This window comes from Megamonas hypermegale, assembly GCF_900187035.1.
Classification (GTDB): domain Bacteria; phylum Bacillota; class Negativicutes; order Selenomonadales; family Selenomonadaceae; genus Megamonas; species Megamonas hypermegale.
Genome location: NZ_LT906446.1, coordinates 2126604 through 2143113, shown reverse-complemented (window position 1 = coordinate 2143113; position 16510 = coordinate 2126604). Strand labels below are relative to the sequence as shown.

16 protein-coding genes and 1 CRISPR repeat array are annotated in these 16510 nt (G+C 26.9%); all 16 genes read right to left on the bottom strand.

The features are described 5' to 3' along the window. Nucleotides 1-5 precede the first annotated feature (5 nt). Nucleotides 6-647 carry an RAMP superfamily CRISPR-associated protein gene (locus CKV65_RS10340; protein WP_051177624.1) on the bottom strand — a complete coding sequence of 214 codons (642 nt, stop codon included), beginning with the start codon at nt 645-647 and terminating at the stop codon, nt 6-8. Between the two features lie 19 nt (nt 648-666). Continuing rightward, complete coding sequence (locus CKV65_RS10335; RefSeq protein WP_027890304.1) at nt 667-2316, bottom strand: Cas10/Cmr2 second palm domain-containing protein; 1650 nt, start codon at nt 2314-2316, stop codon at nt 667-669. Between the two features lie 88 nt (nt 2317-2404). Further along, complete coding sequence (locus CKV65_RS10330; protein ID WP_027890303.1) at nt 2405-4333, bottom strand: hypothetical protein; 1929 nt, start codon at nt 4331-4333, stop codon at nt 2405-2407. A 38-nt stretch (nt 4334-4371) separates the two neighbouring features. Beyond that, nucleotides 4372-5031, bottom strand: coding sequence for a TM1812 family CRISPR-associated protein (locus CKV65_RS10325; RefSeq protein WP_027890302.1), 660 nt, complete (start codon nt 5029-5031; stop codon nt 4372-4374). A 132-nt stretch (nt 5032-5163) separates the two neighbouring features. Then, nucleotides 5164-5382 (bottom strand): hypothetical protein, encoded by a 219-nt coding sequence (locus tag CKV65_RS10320; RefSeq protein WP_027890301.1) that lies wholly within the window; start codon nt 5380-5382, stop codon nt 5164-5166. Between the two features lie 609 nt (nt 5383-5991). After that, nucleotides 5992-7227, bottom strand: coding sequence for a hypothetical protein (locus CKV65_RS10315; protein WP_027890300.1), 1236 nt, complete (start codon nt 7225-7227; stop codon nt 5992-5994). A gap of 23 nt (nt 7228-7250) precedes the next feature. Beyond that, nucleotides 7251-7904 (bottom strand): DarT1-associated NADAR antitoxin family protein, encoded by a 654-nt coding sequence (locus CKV65_RS10310; RefSeq protein ID WP_027890299.1) that lies wholly within the window; start codon nt 7902-7904, stop codon nt 7251-7253. 145 nt (nt 7905-8049) lie between these two features. Beyond that, the gene (locus CKV65_RS10305; protein WP_027890298.1) at nt 8050-9147 is read right to left on the bottom strand and encodes a hypothetical protein; all 1098 of its coding nucleotides are present in this window, start codon (nt 9145-9147) and stop codon (nt 8050-8052) included. A 529-nt stretch (nt 9148-9676) separates the two neighbouring features. After that, nucleotides 9677-10234: a hypothetical protein gene (locus tag CKV65_RS10300; protein WP_027890297.1), complete on the bottom strand. Its 558-nt coding sequence runs from the start codon at nt 10232-10234 to the stop codon at nt 9677-9679. Nucleotides 10235-10353: 119 nt separating this feature from the next. Beyond that, on the bottom strand, nt 10354-10857 hold the full coding sequence (locus CKV65_RS10295) for a CAP domain-containing protein (protein ID WP_051177623.1): 504 nt from the start codon (nt 10855-10857) through the stop codon (nt 10354-10356). A 32-nt stretch (nt 10858-10889) separates the two neighbouring features. Then, entirely contained in the window at nt 10890-11399 is a 510-nt protein-coding gene (locus tag CKV65_RS10290) for a hypothetical protein (RefSeq protein WP_027890296.1), read from the bottom strand. A 273-nt stretch (nt 11400-11672) separates the two neighbouring features. Continuing rightward, a CRISPR array of direct repeats spans nt 11673-12024; the repeat unit is 29 nt; unit sequence GACGAGACCGTACAATGTTAATGCTTAAC. Between the two features lie 420 nt (nt 12025-12444). Further along, nucleotides 12445-13329, bottom strand: coding sequence for an LPP20 family lipoprotein (locus CKV65_RS10285; RefSeq protein ID WP_036254934.1), 885 nt, complete (start codon nt 13327-13329; stop codon nt 12445-12447). A 110-nt stretch (nt 13330-13439) separates the two neighbouring features. Further along, nucleotides 13440-13964 (bottom strand): hypothetical protein, encoded by a 525-nt coding sequence (locus tag CKV65_RS10280; protein WP_027890672.1) that lies wholly within the window; start codon nt 13962-13964, stop codon nt 13440-13442. 215 nt (nt 13965-14179) lie between these two features. Beyond that, entirely contained in the window at nt 14180-15061 is an 882-nt protein-coding gene (locus tag CKV65_RS10275; RefSeq protein WP_027890671.1) for a CsgG/HfaB family protein, read from the bottom strand. Between the two features lie 160 nt (nt 15062-15221). Next, complete coding sequence (locus CKV65_RS10270) at nt 15222-15410, bottom strand: hypothetical protein (RefSeq protein ID WP_027890670.1); 189 nt, start codon at nt 15408-15410, stop codon at nt 15222-15224. 663 nt (nt 15411-16073) lie between these two features. Further along, the gene (locus tag CKV65_RS10265; protein ID WP_027890688.1) at nt 16074-16490 is read right to left on the bottom strand and encodes a hypothetical protein; all 417 of its coding nucleotides are present in this window, start codon (nt 16488-16490) and stop codon (nt 16074-16076) included. Nucleotides 16491-16510 lie beyond the last annotated feature (20 nt).

Below are 16510 nucleotides of genomic sequence, written 5' to 3'. Positions count from 1 at the left end.
TTATACTATATTATTCCATTTTTAAACTCATCAAAAACTTTATTATATCTATCTTTATTACTATCCCAAATACAAGTAATTTCACCATAACCACGATTACGCTTTGCACCCACAAACCGCAAATTTTTCAATGCTAAAATTAAGATTAATAAATTTTTTTCTGTATCTTCTACGAGTTCTATTTCTCCTTCAAAGGTTGTTCCATCATTAATAACTTGCATATTATATAAACTGGTAGCTTTAGCAGTACCTGTTTCTCTATCTATTGCCGTTTGAAACCTTATATCTGTATATAACTCTAATACACTTTGTTTGGTGAATATACCTTTATATTGGCTATTCAAATACTGCCAATCTCTACACATCTGTTTGTAATTTGGTAAATAAAAATTTTCCATACGTATTTTAGATTCAGTATTTCCTAAACCAAACAAATCATTTATATCTTTAATTGTTATCCATTTTTCTTGGCTAATCTCTGCCATCTCTAAAGCACTTTCATATAATAAGCCTTTAAATCTTTTAGCAGGAAAATATGGCATTCCATACTGGTCATGCACTACTTCTGTATCAACTGTTATATCTGATTTATTTGTAGATAATTGTAAGGATGATTTTGCTACTATTTTTATTTTAAATTTTTCCATATCTATCACCTATTTACCATCAAACTTTTAAAGAAAAGTCTATTAATTCTATTGCATCAACATATCGTGTCTTTAATATCTTTTCATTTTTCATATACTGCCATAAATCACTTGCCCCAACATCTTCTTTTTGCAATTCATCTTTTAATATATTTTCTACCTCTGGACAATTTTCTAAAAATCTAACAATACTATGATTATCCTCATTTAAAACATTACGCAAATCTTTTATTTTATTATTAGGCACCTTTTTTATCTTTTCTATCAAAGAAAATAAATCATTTATATTGCTCTTATCATTTTGCTCTTGTGTTATACAATACGGTCCATAATGTAAATAACCTTCTGGTGCTTCATATTGTTGTACACACAATTGGTCTAATGTTGGTGACATATCTCCATGCAATATAGCAAAATCAACAAAACTCTCATCATCTTCACGTGATTTCTTTTTAGCCGAACCACAAAGTTGCTCTGCTAATTCATACGCTCTATAAAATGGATATTTAGCTGGTACAATCGCTACTCCAGCACAACAACTCATATTATTATTAACTTTTATATTTTGATTATTAAATATCTTTCCTGCATAACTTTGTGCATTAGAATACAATTTTTCATCTAATAATTGTTCTTTACTAACAAATTGAATAAATCTTTTTGCATATTCTAAACCTAATCTACCAGGACAAACAAAAGTAATGTCATCGCCACCTATTATTATTGGTCTTATTGGCAAATACCTATTTTTCATTTTATTTATATTAAGGCTTTTATCATATATTCCTTCTTTAAAATCTATTACAACAGACTTTAATAATTTATAAAAGCCTCTTTTTACAATCTGAGCTGTTCTTAGTGATAATTTTTTACGTTCCTGCATGTTCTTACACGAAGCAAACTTTATTCCCATATTGTTTCCATCTATATGAACAACACTTATATAACTTTCATTATCTTTATAGCCCAAATTATCAAATTTTGTAACAAAATCAAATCTATTTCCTAAAATGTCCTTATACTCTTCTTTTAATTTTTCTGTAGCTACATTATACGCACTTGATTTTGCCACAATTTCCGCTGATACCATTTTATTATCAAATTCATTAATAATACTATCCTCTACCCTGCCTCTAAGATATTCCGCTGTTTTTCCACTGTAATCACACTCTAAAGTAAAACCTACATATGGCACATCAACCTGTGGCAAAATAGTATTTTGATTATCTTTTAATTGCTTATATAAAATTCCCAACGATTTTTGAAAATGTTCACTATCTATATCTAACATACCAATTGCTGCACCTGTCTTCAATCCTGGTGCTTTTATTAATATTTCTTTACTCCAACTACCTACAATTTTTTTACAAAGTTCAATAACATCTTCATCTTGTTTTCTTACCAATATAATCATATTTCCGCCGCCAATATAAGCAACTTCACATTCAATACTATCATCTTCAAGCATTTGAACATTATCTACTTCATTCCATGAAAATTCAGGCATTTTTAAATTTAAACTAGGTAGTATTTTATTTACCATCAAATCGCTAAAAATACTATCTACAAGAAAAGAAGCTCCAATATTAGTTTTTAATCTATTACAAGAAAAAACATATTTCTGTATAGAACGTGTATCTAATAAAATTGCACCTACTGAATTTAACATACACATTACTCCTATCAATATGATAATTATTTCTTATCCTATAATATATAAAAAATCCGGAGTGCCCAAAAAGGCACTCCATATATAGTTACTGTAAAAAATCTTCCTCTAAAAAACGTCTAAAATATCTTAAACCAGTATTTTCTGATTTTATTGTTTTATACATTTCTTTTAATACTACATTTTTATGCTTTCTACCAGTATCGTACGCTATATCTAAATAATCCGTTATAAAAGCTATTGCTTTATGTACTATTTTTTCATTTGGTAAATCATATTTTTTATCTGTAGCATTTTCTATATAATTAGGATTTTCTGTATCAGGAATATTTTTATTATAAAATTCTATAAAATTAGTTTCATCTTTTATATAATCGAATAATTCTACGTCATCATGACCTCTTCTTTTAAATTCTAATATAATATATCCAAATACATATTTAAAAAAGGTTCGTGATGATTCAGATAATTTATCTTTTATATTTTCATAAATATCTATATAAGAAAAAAACTTTTCTTTAGCATATTCAAAAGATGGTTGCTTTAATGCCCTATGCTCTAATATGGAATACTCTTTTCCATCTTCATTCATTTCAAAAATATCTACAATAAGACTTTCTTCAAATACTTTTTGTATTTTATATAAACAAGTCTCTATTGCTTCCATTTGCAATTCTATATCTTTTAATTTGTTTATATCAATCCCTTTCATATTTTTCAATTGTTCTTCTAAAGCATTTTTATTTTTCATAGCTTTATAAATGTATTTATTATTATCTCCACCGCGATCTACTGAATAAAATCTGTTTAATATATCACTTACATTTTTCTTTAATTGTTCCAAATCTTCTTTACTTCTTGTTTTTATAAGATATTCTATCTCCTGTTTAGGCGTTCCTTTTTGTATTTCTTCCTTCCTTATATAATCATATACATTATTATTTACTTCTTCATTTTCAGATGGCAATTCTATATATAATAAAATGTTTTTTACAAAGAAATATTTTATTGTATGATAATTAAAACTTTTCTTGTCATTAAGCTGTTTTGTTACCTTTCGCAAGAACGCTTTATCATTTTTAAATAATTCTTTATATAAAATTCGTATTTCTTTTTTTACAAAACTTTTACGCATTTTATATTGTACATTCTCTTCATTTAATAAATTTACAACTGCCTCTCTCATTTCATTATAGTATTTTTTTCTAAATTCAATTATGAATGAATATATTTCTCCTGTATCCTTATACTCTTTTACTTTACTATCCAAAATTTTCTTTACCAATGAAACATATCCATCTGATTTTGCTTCATAAAAAGTTAATTTCTTATTATAATAATTTAAAATTTTTAATGCACCTAATCGTTGCTTAGCAAAAAAATCATATTCTTTTTCTAAAAATATTAAATTCTTAACAATTTTCATTACTAAATAAGTTTTACGTGTATCACTTAAAATTTCATCAGCTGTACCTTGTACATATTCTCTTACGCTATCTTCTATTTGATTTCTTATTTCTCTTACTTCTTTTATTTTAGTTTCTGCTAATAATTTTAGACCTAAATAATATTCTTTTTCAAATATCGTAAAAAATGATAATAAAGTAGTATCTTTTTTATATTCTATTACAATGTTATCTAAACTATCTTTTGTAACTTTTTTAAATTGTACTATATCGACATTACTTAAATAAATATTTTTATCTTGATTTGGCAGCAAATTTAAAGCTTTTTTTCTAACTTTAGCAAAAGCATCATACTTATAATCCAATAACATTAATTTTCTAGTTATCTTTAAGTTAATATTGTTTTCTTCTTTTCTCTTAAGATTGCCTTCAAACAAATATTGTAAATATGTTTTCACATATCCTTCTATTTCATTTTTTAGTTTATTTATATCTTTTTTATCTTCTTTTTTATCTTTTTCTTCTTCTATATCTCGATTTATCTCAATATATTCTTTACTCTTCTTATATCTAGCTTTAACTTTTTCTTTAGAGTCATTTGTATTTCCCATATACAGTTCCTCCCTAAAAAATCAAAATATTATCCCCATCAGTCATTTATCAATAAATCTAATGCCTTATCGAGTTTATGTTTTTGTCCAGGTTTAGCATTACCAGCAATAGCATTTAAATAAAACAATCCTGTTATATCATAAATTCTAGATTTACTTGGGTCTTTAGCTTTTTCTTCAGCTGTTTTAGCTCTACTGAAACCACTATATTTTTGCGCATAAATTACAGTATCCACATCAACATTTCTAGCAGCTTTTTCAGCATAAGCTACAGCTACAAATAAACTAATACAATATGGTTTCATACCAAATGTAACATCTACAAACAATTGGTCATTATCATTAATCAAAACTGCTACTTGTTTAAAAAACTTATTAAAAGTCAATGAATCGAAATTCTCAGTCAACATAATTTCTTCAAATTTAAAATTTACATTACGCTCTTGAAGAATTTTTTCTACTTCTGCTTTATATTTTTTATAATTCACTGTAGCATTATTAACATTATTTCCACTATCTTGCTGAATGGCCGTAATTATTACAATTTCATCATTAGCCTTAACTTTATCATCAATAAGATATGTCATTGGAAAATCATACCTGTTTTCACTTAATTCAAAATCATCACTTGTATAATACGTTGGGTCTTCTGGTTTCAACTCATTTAATAACATAGAAGATAAAAATACTTTTCTCATTTTAATTTCTCCTTTATTTTTCTAAACTGCAAAACTTATACTTATCAATTAAATTCTTCCTATAGTACAAAAAATCCTTCATATGGTTTACAAATTTACATTAACTCACCTCCTTTCGTATTTTTTACCATTTTACTTATCAAGCTCCTTTTTTATCTCCTTAGCAAATGAATACATTAACACAATCTCCAAAATATATGGGCCAAAGAAATAAAGCAGTATCAAACCAAGGATAACAAAAATCAACTCACTTTCAATTATAAAATGAGCTATACCACCAAAAACAACACCAGCAAATATCATTAAGCAAACCTTAATAAGAAACCATACAAATTCAAATAATGCTTTCATGATTTTCACCTCATTTTTTCTTTATATATATAATATCCACCACTAAAAACAAAATTCGGCATAAAAAAGAAAAATTTTTATAAAAAAAGACATAACCTTAAAATATATTAAAGTTATGTCTTTTCTTATTCTCTTTGCAATTAAGCATCACTTGTTAATATTAATCAATAAAATAACATCACTAAAAAACAAATAACATATTCAGCCTATTACATCATATCAATAAATGGACTCAAGAGAGACCGTACAATATTAAGGCTTAACCGAAAAGCGAGAAAAAAACGTAATTCATTCTACGTAATGAGAGACCGTACAATGTTAATGCTTAACCCGTTACCGACGCTTTTAAATGTTAAGTCTTGTATTAACAAGAGACCGTACAATGTTAATGCTTAACAATTGTAATGTAAAATTAGGATTATTTGTATTTGAAACAAGAGACCGTACAATGTTAATGCTTAACCGCAGTAAAATCAATATTCTTTTTCTTCATTATAACCTATAAAGCCTTATTTTTCAAGGTTTATAAAAAAATTACCAGCTAATATTAATTTTTAAAAGTTCTCTATCTATAAGCTTTTATCCATTTTAGCTGGTAATTTTTATTTATTAATCAATTAACTTATTTAGATTAAAGCCATCATTATTTTTCACGGCTTCATATACGTTAACCTTTGCTATACTATCATGAATTTTGATGTAATGTTTTATTTTAGCCATTAAATCTTTATTTTCTGTTCTTATAATCAAATTAGGAATTATATATTTTTGCAATAAAACAACAAATTCAGCATATAAATCCTGCCAAGTATCATTTAAATAACTTTCAGGCTCTTTAAAAACAATTATTTTAGGTTTTGCCCATTTATGGCCACAAAAGAAATATCGTTCTAATAAGATTTTAAAATCCACAAAGCATCGTAAATCTCTAGGAGCATCTGTTAAATTAATTTTTTTATTTAAGTATTTATAAACAAGATAATACTTATTATCAGAAGTTTTTTTAATACTATCTACTACTTTATCTAAAATATCATAAAAATTATTAATCACATTTTTATCAATACCATAAACTTCTAAATTGTCTCTATCTGATACATCATTTATCAAGGAAACACTATTTCCATTCGATACAAAACAAACTTCTAATACTCTTTTATACAATTTTTTCTCACTATAATTAAAATCTTTTCTATAACCATCTGCTAAAATATCACAAATTCCCAACGACTCCATGTTCATTACTGCATTGCTTTTGTTTAAGACTTTTAACTCTGTACATTGATAATTTTTTTGTGTAAACTTTTTTACCTCATTATCCTCAATAATTTCTATCTTTATATCACTAGCTTCAAAAGAAACCTTTGGCAAAAATTCTGTTTTTATCTTTGTTTTAACTATTTCTATGAAACTTTGCTGTAATTTATTATGTAATAACTGGTTTATCTTGCCTAAATAAGTTTCAATATCTATTTGTTTTGCTATCGAAGATTTTTGTTTTAAAACAGTTTCAAATATATCTAAAATCTCTCTGATTTCTTCTTCCAATGTATTATATAAACGAGCCTTTTTTTTAAGTTCTCTATCTATTTTATTAAATAAATATAACTTATTTATATTCGATAAAGACTCTATACTAGTATTTTGAGCACACATCTCAACAATCTCAAAGGCTCTATGTTCATATAATTTATTTACATAACGACCTAATAATACATCACTACTAAAAATCACATTACCAATCAAATTTTTAGGTGCATATTTTGATGTTAATATAATAGTTATACCTTTTAATTCTATATTTGCTTTTTTTATTTTATCTACATTCTCCAGATTTATATACATAAAAAACCTCCAATAGATAATAATTAATCAAAAAAATATACTGTTTGCATAAAATCATCTTTATTTTTTAACACCTTTTGTAATAAATTATTCTTCTTTAATGATACAAATAGTGCTACTGCTTCTGCTTGACAATTTAAGGATTTTTGCGGATTAAATTCTATATCTGTAAACGCATCAAAATTCATGATTGCCTCTGCTAATTCTTCATTAGAATTTAAAGCGTTTATATACAACCAATTATAAAAAAAAGTTTTTGGTCGTGACTTAAATTCTTCTCCCTGAAAATTAAAACCTATTATAGAGCCACTGGTTTTTAATCTTTTATCTTTTTTAGCTTCTTTTGAAGAAACATATAATAAATCTGTATATGGTCCACCTTTTTCAAAAACTTTACTCGATTGAAATGCTGCTTCTACTGAAAATAAATCTTCTCCCTTTTCATTTTTTACCATTAAATTAAACGCACTCAATGCAATGCCTAATGAGTCTTCCGACTTAGTAGAAATTTCTAATATTCTACTACTAGGATTTAAAACATTGAAAGCATCATGTAAACTTCTAATATTTTTTTGTTTCTGTTTTACAGAAAATCCACTAAAATATTCAAAATCTGTCATTTTACACTTAAAATACGGTTTAGTATTTGAAACAATATAAACTGGTCTTTTTGCCATAACAAACACTCCTAATCATATTTAATATAATAATAAATTCTTTTTTTATAATAAAATTCCTTTAAAAACATTAAGCATGAACCATACATATATATATTATACGATTCATGCTTAATTATAATTTTTAAAAATATTAACTTATATTTTAAGATTTATTAGCAACAAAATTTACAAATTCAGCATTTGATATCGAAATATGATATCTATCTAAAGCATATAAAACATAATCTTCTATAAATATAATAATCGATTTTGGATTTAAAGCATATGATATATCTTTCATATCTTGAGAATACCATATTATTACTGTACCTTCTTTAAAATCTATTATTTCATCAGGCTCTCCATGTTCTTTTAACATTTCTTTTTTTACATTTTCATACTGTTCTGATGTTAGTTCCTTTATAAAAGGCATGTTTATTGCTATCAATCCATTGATATAAGTCTTAACCGTATGTGTATACTCTGATATCTTTTGGCCATATAGCGAACTAAATTTTTCTGATGTTTCTATTTCCCTAATATATATATCCTTATGTTCAAATAATTTCTTTGTTTTATCCCTAAGTTCTATAAACTCTAGTTCTGCTTCATATTCGCCTCTACGGTATGCCTCTAAATCTTCTATAAATTGGCGTTTTTCTTCTTCAGTAAGCTCGTCTTCACCATAAGGAGCACAATCATATATATATCCATAGTCATATGTTGTTTCATATTTTTCTTTATCTAAATTTATAATAAGCTTTATTAAATCAATAATATCTATTACTAAATCGTATTTTCTAAAATATTTTAAAGCCTCAAAGATACATTCCATATTATATTTATATAAAATTTTAGTAAATACTTTAGAGTTTAACGCATATAAATCAGACTCTACACGCCAAACTATTGTAACACCGTTTGTAAAATTTTTTATCTCATCATATTTACCATATTTTTGAGATAATTCTTCTTTTAAATTTTCAAATTGTTCAGGTGTCAATTCTTCAGTAAAAATATACTTTTCTGCCATTGAACCACCACATGAACAGCATTCAACGCTAAAAACATAAGGCAAAATAGGATAACCAAAGACTGTTTGGGATGATATCTTTTTCTTCATAAGATATATTTCAAATTCATCTTTAAAAAAATTTCTCATATAATATAATTTAAAATCATTACATGGATAATTTTTATAATCACAATATTCAATAAAATCAAAAAGAGCTGCAATTTTAGTTGTTGTTTCTTTTGTCATAATAAAAATCCTTTCAAAATAAAACTATAATCATAAATTCTCATTACATATTCCTAAAAAATCAAAACACAACATAAAATTTAAAAATCTTATAAAAATACTAAGCATGAAATACATATTTATATAATTCATGCTTAATATCAAAGATATAAAATATTAAATTATACTTTTAGGAATATTAGTAATAATATTTATAAAATCAATAATTAATATGGATATATTATATACATCTAAAACATCTAAAACATCATTTTTTATAAATATTGTAACAGATTTTGAATTTAAAACATATAATCTTTTTTCATCTTCAAAATACCAAACAATCACTGTTTCCTCTTTAAAATTCTTTATTTCATTAGGTTCACCTTTTGGGAGATATTTCTTTTTTTACGCTCTCCTACTGTTCTGATGTCAATTCTTTTACAAAAGATATATCCATTGCTATCATTCCACTGCCCTCCACATTAATTGCTAATGTATACGGTACAGCCTCTTAATCATATAAAGAGCCAAAATCTTTCGGAGACTTTTAGCAAAGTATATATTCAAAGTTTTGAGCAATCCTTTCATCTTCGTAATCTTCTGGTGTTTCTTTATCTAAAGAAATAACTACATTTACAAAATCCTCTATTTCCATTGGCAAATTAAATGAATCTAAAATTTTTATAACACTATCTACTTCAACAATAATAAAAGCACTTGAATTTAGCATATACGCCCTTTCTTTTTCATCAACAACAAAATACCAAATCGCCATAGTATCTTCCTTATTTTTTTTTATTTTATCGGGTTTACCAATATTTTTTTCTATACTTTCAAATTGTTCATCTATCAATTTATGTTTAAATGGCAACTGAATTACTATCATCTCACTATCACAATTGTAAAACCTAAAAGCAAAAGGCATAAGCTCTTGACCACTAAAACTCTTTTTTAATGATTTTTCTTTAGCAATACCCAGTTTCATACTGTTTATCATACTTTCTATACAGAATGATTCGATTTGATTATATATATTAAATTCATAACCCGCAGATTTTATACGCTTTATCATTGATGTAATTACAGGTGTCATTTCTTTTTTCATAACAAAATTCCTTTCAAAACATACAATCACGAAATAAATATTTAATTTTTGGCATAGGCTATATAAAACTATAACCTATGCCTAGGAGCAACATTTATGTTAATTAAAATGGAGGCAAATTAATCTGAAAATATCTGTATCCAATAATTATTATATTGACTATTAGGCACATAAGCATAACCTACACCTATATAGCGAAATTTAGGATTTAAGATATTTTGTCTATGTCCTGGAGAATTCATCCAAATATTTACTACTTCTTGAGGGGAACTAGCACCAGCCGCTGCATTTTCACCAGCTGTCATATAATGAAATTTTCTTCTATCTAATACAGTATAAAACTGACTTCCATCAGGACGAGTATGAGCAAAAATTATCGCCAATTCATTAGCTCTTATATCCGACCTGTTACATAAATATGGATTTAATATCAATGGTCTTACCCCTGCTTTTAATCGTTCCCGATTGACAAGGGCTGCAACCGATTGAGCATAATTTTTATCCGTATTAGGTTCGTAAGCATAATTAGATGTATTGGAATAATTATAATAATAAACTGGACTTGCCATACACACAGAGCTGAATATACATAAGGAAACAATCAATAAAAAAATCTTTTTCATGAAAATCATTCCTCTCTTTTATTGTATTATTTTTAATATTGACTAACAATACAACTTATGAAATCTTTAATTTGCGTAGATAATTTATATTTTTTTAATACATCTGCATCATCTTGTCGAAAAAACTGCGTTATTGATTTTGAATTTAAAACAACATCTATATTTTTTTTATCATCTGTATACCAAATAGTTATTGTATTATCTGCCAAATTCTCAACTTTATCTGGCTCACCAAGTTTTTTTATCATCTGTTCTTTTACATAATCGTATTTCTCAGATGTCAATTTGTGTGCAAAAGGTTCATCTATTGCTATCATATCGCTTTTATCATTGTAAACAATAATTGTAAGTGGTGCATAATCTTGTCCATAAATACTTTCAAAACCTTTTTCCAAAGGCATTTCAACTTTTATAAGATTTAATCCTAATTCTTTTACTTCTATACTATCTATTTTTGCCATATCTTCAGTAGCAGCCATACTAACACCACTTTGTAAACAAACTGCAATCGCTAAAGCTAAAGCCATCAATAATTTTTTCATAAATATCTTCCTCTCTTTTAAATCATTATCTTATTATATATATCTGCTGTTTTTTCCAAAATTCGGCATGGTTTTTAAAAATTTTTATAAAAAAAAGACATAACTTTAATTTAAGTTATGTCTTTCTTTCATTTTACTGCTAAGCATCACTTGTTAATATTAATCAAAAATTCACCATAAATACATTTAGCATAATTTTACAACCTAAATTACATTATACATTGTTAATGCTTAACAAATCAACTGCCCATGGATAAGCAGATTGCGACCAATGACGAGACCGTACAATGTTAATGCTTAACGGTTCGCTGGAGTGAAGAAGAATATTCTTTAGCTGGTGACGAGACCGTACAATGTTAATGCTTAACCAACTCAATCAAGTAAGAAAACTTGGTTCTTTTGAGACGAGACCGTACAATGTTAATGCTTAACTTCGACACTGGCTATCTTATCCCGATTTATGTTGAGACGAGACCGTACAATGTTAATGCTTAACGTGAGGTTAAATTTGAAACAATAGAAAAAACTTTAGACGAGACCGTACAATGTTAATGCTTAACGCAAAAGCATCTTCATCATAAAATGGGCTTTCATGCGACGAGACCGTACAATGTTAATGCTTAACCGCAGTAAAATCAATATTCTTTTTCTTCATTATATCTTATATATCCTTATTTTTCAATCTTTCATAGAAATTTTACCAGCCGATTTCAGTTTTCTACCTATTTTTTTAATGCTTGATATTATAGGCTTTTTACTTTTTCGGCTGGTAAATTTTTACCTTATTTTAAAACTTGTCTTTCTTATGAATAATACTAATCATCATAATATCTGAAATATACTCTACCGCTTAAATCTCCTATCCATAATAATTTCTCCAATCTTATTTCTAATCTAATTTATATTTCTTTTTCTCTTCTTATTATATATCTTTTACTTTTTCTAAAATTCGGCACGATTTTTTTATTTTATAAAAGCTTAAATATTATTTTTGATAAAACTATAGCCCAATGAAAATTTCATCAGGCTATAGTTTCAATATCTGTTAAATCTCGAACATTACAGCGTAATTATCAAGAAAATGGCTATGTCTATTTTCTGCTAATATTCTGTCTGCATCTTCTACGGAAATAACTACATCACATTTATTAGCTACACGTTGTCGAACTTCTACAATGTCGACTACAAGAGGATTACTTCCCGCACGAGAAGTTCCCATGCGTACCGTATCCCATCCCTGTTGTCCTTTAGCATAGCCAACAACACCATAATCTATTGCGTATTTTTTATCTACGTTATATACACCATAAATTGCTCTACCAGAAGTATCATAAATAGCAGGACAAAATGTTCTGACAAGACCTGCTCCTCTTGCTCTAATTACAAGTCCAGTATAATTTCCATTAATCTGGCTTGTATTAGGATTATATGTTGGACTAGGTGCAGGTACTGGCACTTTCTGATTATTGCCAATTACATTATCAAAAACCACTTGACCTAAGCTACCATCACCATACATCGGCACTGACATTGTAACTCGATAAATACCATCTTCACGAATGTATTCTTCGTCTACTACCCGAGCACCTCTGATGACGCCGCTAACTTTTGAATGTATTGTATCATTTAAAGTCATAGACATTTCTACATTTGTTTCAGAATCAATGGCTACATCTTTTACTGTTTCTAATAAATTACGTTGAGCTTCTACAACTGCTGCTCTTCTTGCCATCAATTTTGCTTGACCAAATGGCTTATTTGGTGGTAATACGCCATAGCCATCAGCTGTTATTGTTTCTGTCTGTGCATAAGCTGGATTTTGATACTGTGCTTCTGCCTTTACAGGTGCAAAATAAGTATTAACAGGCAAGATACTTGCACCAAAACTAAATAAAGCTGCACTAGTTAAAACTATTAATGTTTTTTTCATAAAAAATTCCTCCAGATTTATTTACAACTAAAACAACATTTATGTATAAAAAATCATGTACTCTAAAAACTATTAAATATTTTTAAAGTACATGATTTTATACAATCCTATTATTTATTATTAATATTTAAAGATTTTATTTTTTCTAAGGAACAAAGCTCATCTGTATCCAGAAAATTAAAATCTATATAATAAATACCTTCTTTATTTAATGCAATGAGCTCATCATTATTTTTCCAGCCTTTCATTTCACCTATTATACTATTTTCATTTTTTGCTCCTACTTCACCGAGTTCTTTAGTCATTACCTCCGTTAATTTATCAAATTCTTCATCAGTCAATTTTTCAGGAAAACAATACTGTATCATAAATAATCTATCATTATAAAAACATGCTACGGCTCTTGTATCCATTTCTTGACCATATAAATTTACCTTCTCATCTAAAGTTATTTCACATGTTTCTAATAATGGCTTTATTGAATATTTTGTAGAAAAATCATGATAACTTTCTCCCCATGCTATATCTTTTAGTTGTTTTATACCACTATTATTTGAATTTTCACTAGCAAAGCTCACTGCAGGAACTAAAGCAACCATAGCTAATAATACAAATGTAATAATTATTTTTTTCATAAAAATCCTATCCTTTCTAATATAAATCTAAAAAACTAAAAGAATTTTGTTTCATGTTGATAATACCAATTATATTTATTTTTTCAATTCTCCTTTCTAATTTCTATTATATATATCAACTAAAAAAATTAAAATTCGACATTGTTTCAACTAAATTTTAAAAAATTTTCGGTATAGATTATAAAAACCTATACCGAAAAATAAGAGGGGCTTATTTATTTACGTTTCACTTTGTCTTTAACCATAGGAGTTACCTCACAATCTTTTATTTTAGCTATTGAAAGATTATTTCTTACTTCTTCAACTTTAACAGTACCTACATATTTTTCATCAACGCCAAGGATTTCTCCTGTTACTGGATGAACTATTGGTTCTGCTTCAGCATAAATCGTATAGATGTCACCTTCTTTTACTCCATCTTCGTATCCTAAATCAAAAGTTACAGTGTCTTCATTTGGTTTAACCGCTACTACCATGCCTACTAAAGGATTTATTTTATTCATTCTTTCTAAGACTTTATTAGCTACTTTTTCTGCTGCGTTGTAGATAAGGCTATCGCTATTTACACTCATATGACCTGGCACTAAATCACTTTTGATGAATTTTTTCAAATTATTTTTAGTAGCACTGCTATCAGTATCAGATACCATATCAGAACTTAAAACTTGACCAGTTTCATTGTCCACTATCTGTACCGAAACAGCTACTTTTGCTTTTAATCCTTCATAAGCTAAGTTATTGTATGGATTTATTTCTGCTTCAACAACCTTGCCCATCAAGGTATAATCGGCTCCAGATAAATTACCGATTTCTATAGCTGATGAACTATTCACTACACCTGAATTTTGCAAGCCTAGCTCTCTGAAAATCTGGTCAAGATTACTGCGTTCTACTACTGTATAATTTTTATTTTGTACTAATCCATTTTGAATACTTGATTGTAATTGTTCGCAAATCATCTTGCCATATCTACTTTGTGTACCGTCAATGAAATTACCTACTGCTACAGTTTTCATTGCCGCTTCACTTACAAGACTTGTACCTAAAATCATAACAAATACTGCCAAGCTGATAAAATGTGCAAAATATTTTTTCATGATAACAAAACTCCTTTTATTTTATTAAAAAACTCAAATAAATTAACATTATCCATTAAAAATTTTTCTTTATACCACCTTCTTTCATTATATATATCCTCTTATTTTTCTAAAATTCGGCATTAGTTTCTAAAATTTTTATAAAAAATTTTAATTTTATCTAAGTAAGTAAATCTAAGATAATATACATACCGACACCAATTACAACTAAAATACTAACAAAATCTATTATTAAACCTAGAAAAAAACTTAAAACATATAATATACCATGCCATATTTGTTCATGAAAAATAATTACTGCTATTATAGCCAATATTGATAAAATAAAATTTTTCATCCAAGTTTTCATAATTACCACCTCATCAATTCTTTAATATATATATCTTTCATTTTTTCTAAAATCTGGCATAGTTTTTTAATTTTTTATCTATGTTATATATTTTTTCTATCTCCTATTTATTTTTTATTATCATCTTTAATCTCTATTTTATATATCCTCTGCTTTTTCCAAAATTCGGCATGGTTTTTAAAAAATTTTATAAAAAAAAGACATAACTTTTAATCTAAGTTATGTCTTTCTTTCATTTTACTGCTAAGCATCACTTGTTAATATTAATCAATAATTCATCATAAATACATTTAGCACAACATTACAATCTAAATCACATTGTACAATATTACAGTGTACGAATAGAGATGAAAGAGAGACCGTACAATGTTAATGCTTAACTACTTCAATCTGCTAAGAATGGATTTAAAGGATAAAGGAGAGACCGTACAATGTTAATGCTTAACATACGGTCAAATAATTCATTTATATTTTCAGCAAGGAGAGACCGTACAATGTTAATGCTTAACCGCAGTAAAATCAATATTCTTTTTCTTCATTATATCTTATATATCCTTATTTTTCAATCTTTCATAGAAATCTTACCAGCCGATTTCAGTTTTCTGCCTATTTTTTTAATGCTTGATATTATAGGCTTTTTACTTTTTCGGCTGGTAAATTTTTTTAAATTATTTCAATATCTTCTTGAACTATCTTCACTATATTATTTTCACGTATAGCTTTATATATAAGCATATTATTTTTAAATACTATAGGAAAATATAAATACTGTATTTGTGATGGCATTGCTTGCATTATATTGACAATATATCTACGGTCACTACTAGATAAACCATCATCACCAGCAAAATGTGTATGATAAATTCCATAAAAATCAATTCCATCATCTTGCCATTTATCTATCTGTTTATTTAATAAATCTGTACTTGGATAATATGAATCATAGCAATTTTCCTTACTACCTTTATCTGCAAAGTAACAGGTAATAATATCTTCTTTGCCACCGATTATACCGCCAACTTCTGGAGGTGGTGCAGGACTTTCTACAATTTCTTTAAAGATATTTTCTTTTATTCTCATAATCAAATTCTCCAATCTTA

Coding starts and splice junctions, on each gene's coding strand:
- CKV65_RS10300 (WP_027890297.1), bottom strand. CDS start 10,234: ATGAAAAAAGAAATGACACCTGTAATTACATCAATGATAAAGCGTATA.
- CKV65_RS10285 (WP_036254934.1), bottom strand. CDS start 13,329: ATGAAAAAAACATTAATAGTTTTAACTAGTGCAGCTTTATTTAGTTTT.
- CKV65_RS10310 (WP_027890299.1), bottom strand. CDS start 7,904: ATGGCAAAAAGACCAGTTTATATTGTTTCAAATACTAAACCGTATTTT.
- CKV65_RS10280 (WP_027890672.1), bottom strand. CDS start 13,964: ATGAAAAAAATAATTATTACATTTGTATTATTAGCTATGGTTGCTTTA.
- CKV65_RS10320 (WP_027890301.1), bottom strand. CDS start 5,382: ATGAAAGCATTATTTGAATTTGTATGGTTTCTTATTAAGGTTTGCTTA.
- CKV65_RS10325 (WP_027890302.1), bottom strand. CDS start 5,031: ATGAGAAAAGTATTTTTATCTTCTATGTTATTAAATGAGTTGAAACCA.
- CKV65_RS10335 (WP_027890304.1), bottom strand. CDS start 2,316: ATGTTAAATTCAGTAGGTGCAATTTTATTAGATACACGTTCTATACAG.
- CKV65_RS10340 (WP_051177624.1), bottom strand. CDS start 647: ATGGAAAAATTTAAAATAAAAATAGTAGCAAAATCATCCTTACAATTA.
- CKV65_RS10315 (WP_027890300.1), bottom strand. CDS start 7,227: ATGTATATAAATCTGGAGAATGTAGATAAAATAAAAAAAGCAAATATA.
- CKV65_RS10290 (WP_027890296.1), bottom strand. CDS start 11,399: ATGAAAAAATTATTGATGGCTTTAGCTTTAGCGATTGCAGTTTGTTTA.
- CKV65_RS10275 (WP_027890671.1), bottom strand. CDS start 15,061: ATGAAAAAATATTTTGCACATTTTATCAGCTTGGCAGTATTTGTTATG.
- CKV65_RS10305 (WP_027890298.1), bottom strand. CDS start 9,147: ATGACAAAAGAAACAACAACTAAAATTGCAGCTCTTTTTGATTTTATT.
- CKV65_RS10295 (WP_051177623.1), bottom strand. CDS start 10,857: ATGAAAAAGATTTTTTTATTGATTGTTTCCTTATGTATATTCAGCTCT.
- CKV65_RS10270 (WP_027890670.1), bottom strand. CDS start 15,410: ATGAAAACTTGGATGAAAAATTTTATTTTATCAATATTGGCTATAATA.
- CKV65_RS10330 (WP_027890303.1), bottom strand. CDS start 4,333: ATGGGAAATACAAATGACTCTAAAGAAAAAGTTAAAGCTAGATATAAG.
- CKV65_RS10265 (WP_027890688.1), bottom strand. CDS start 16,490: ATGAGAATAAAAGAAAATATCTTTAAAGAAATTGTAGAAAGTCCTGCA.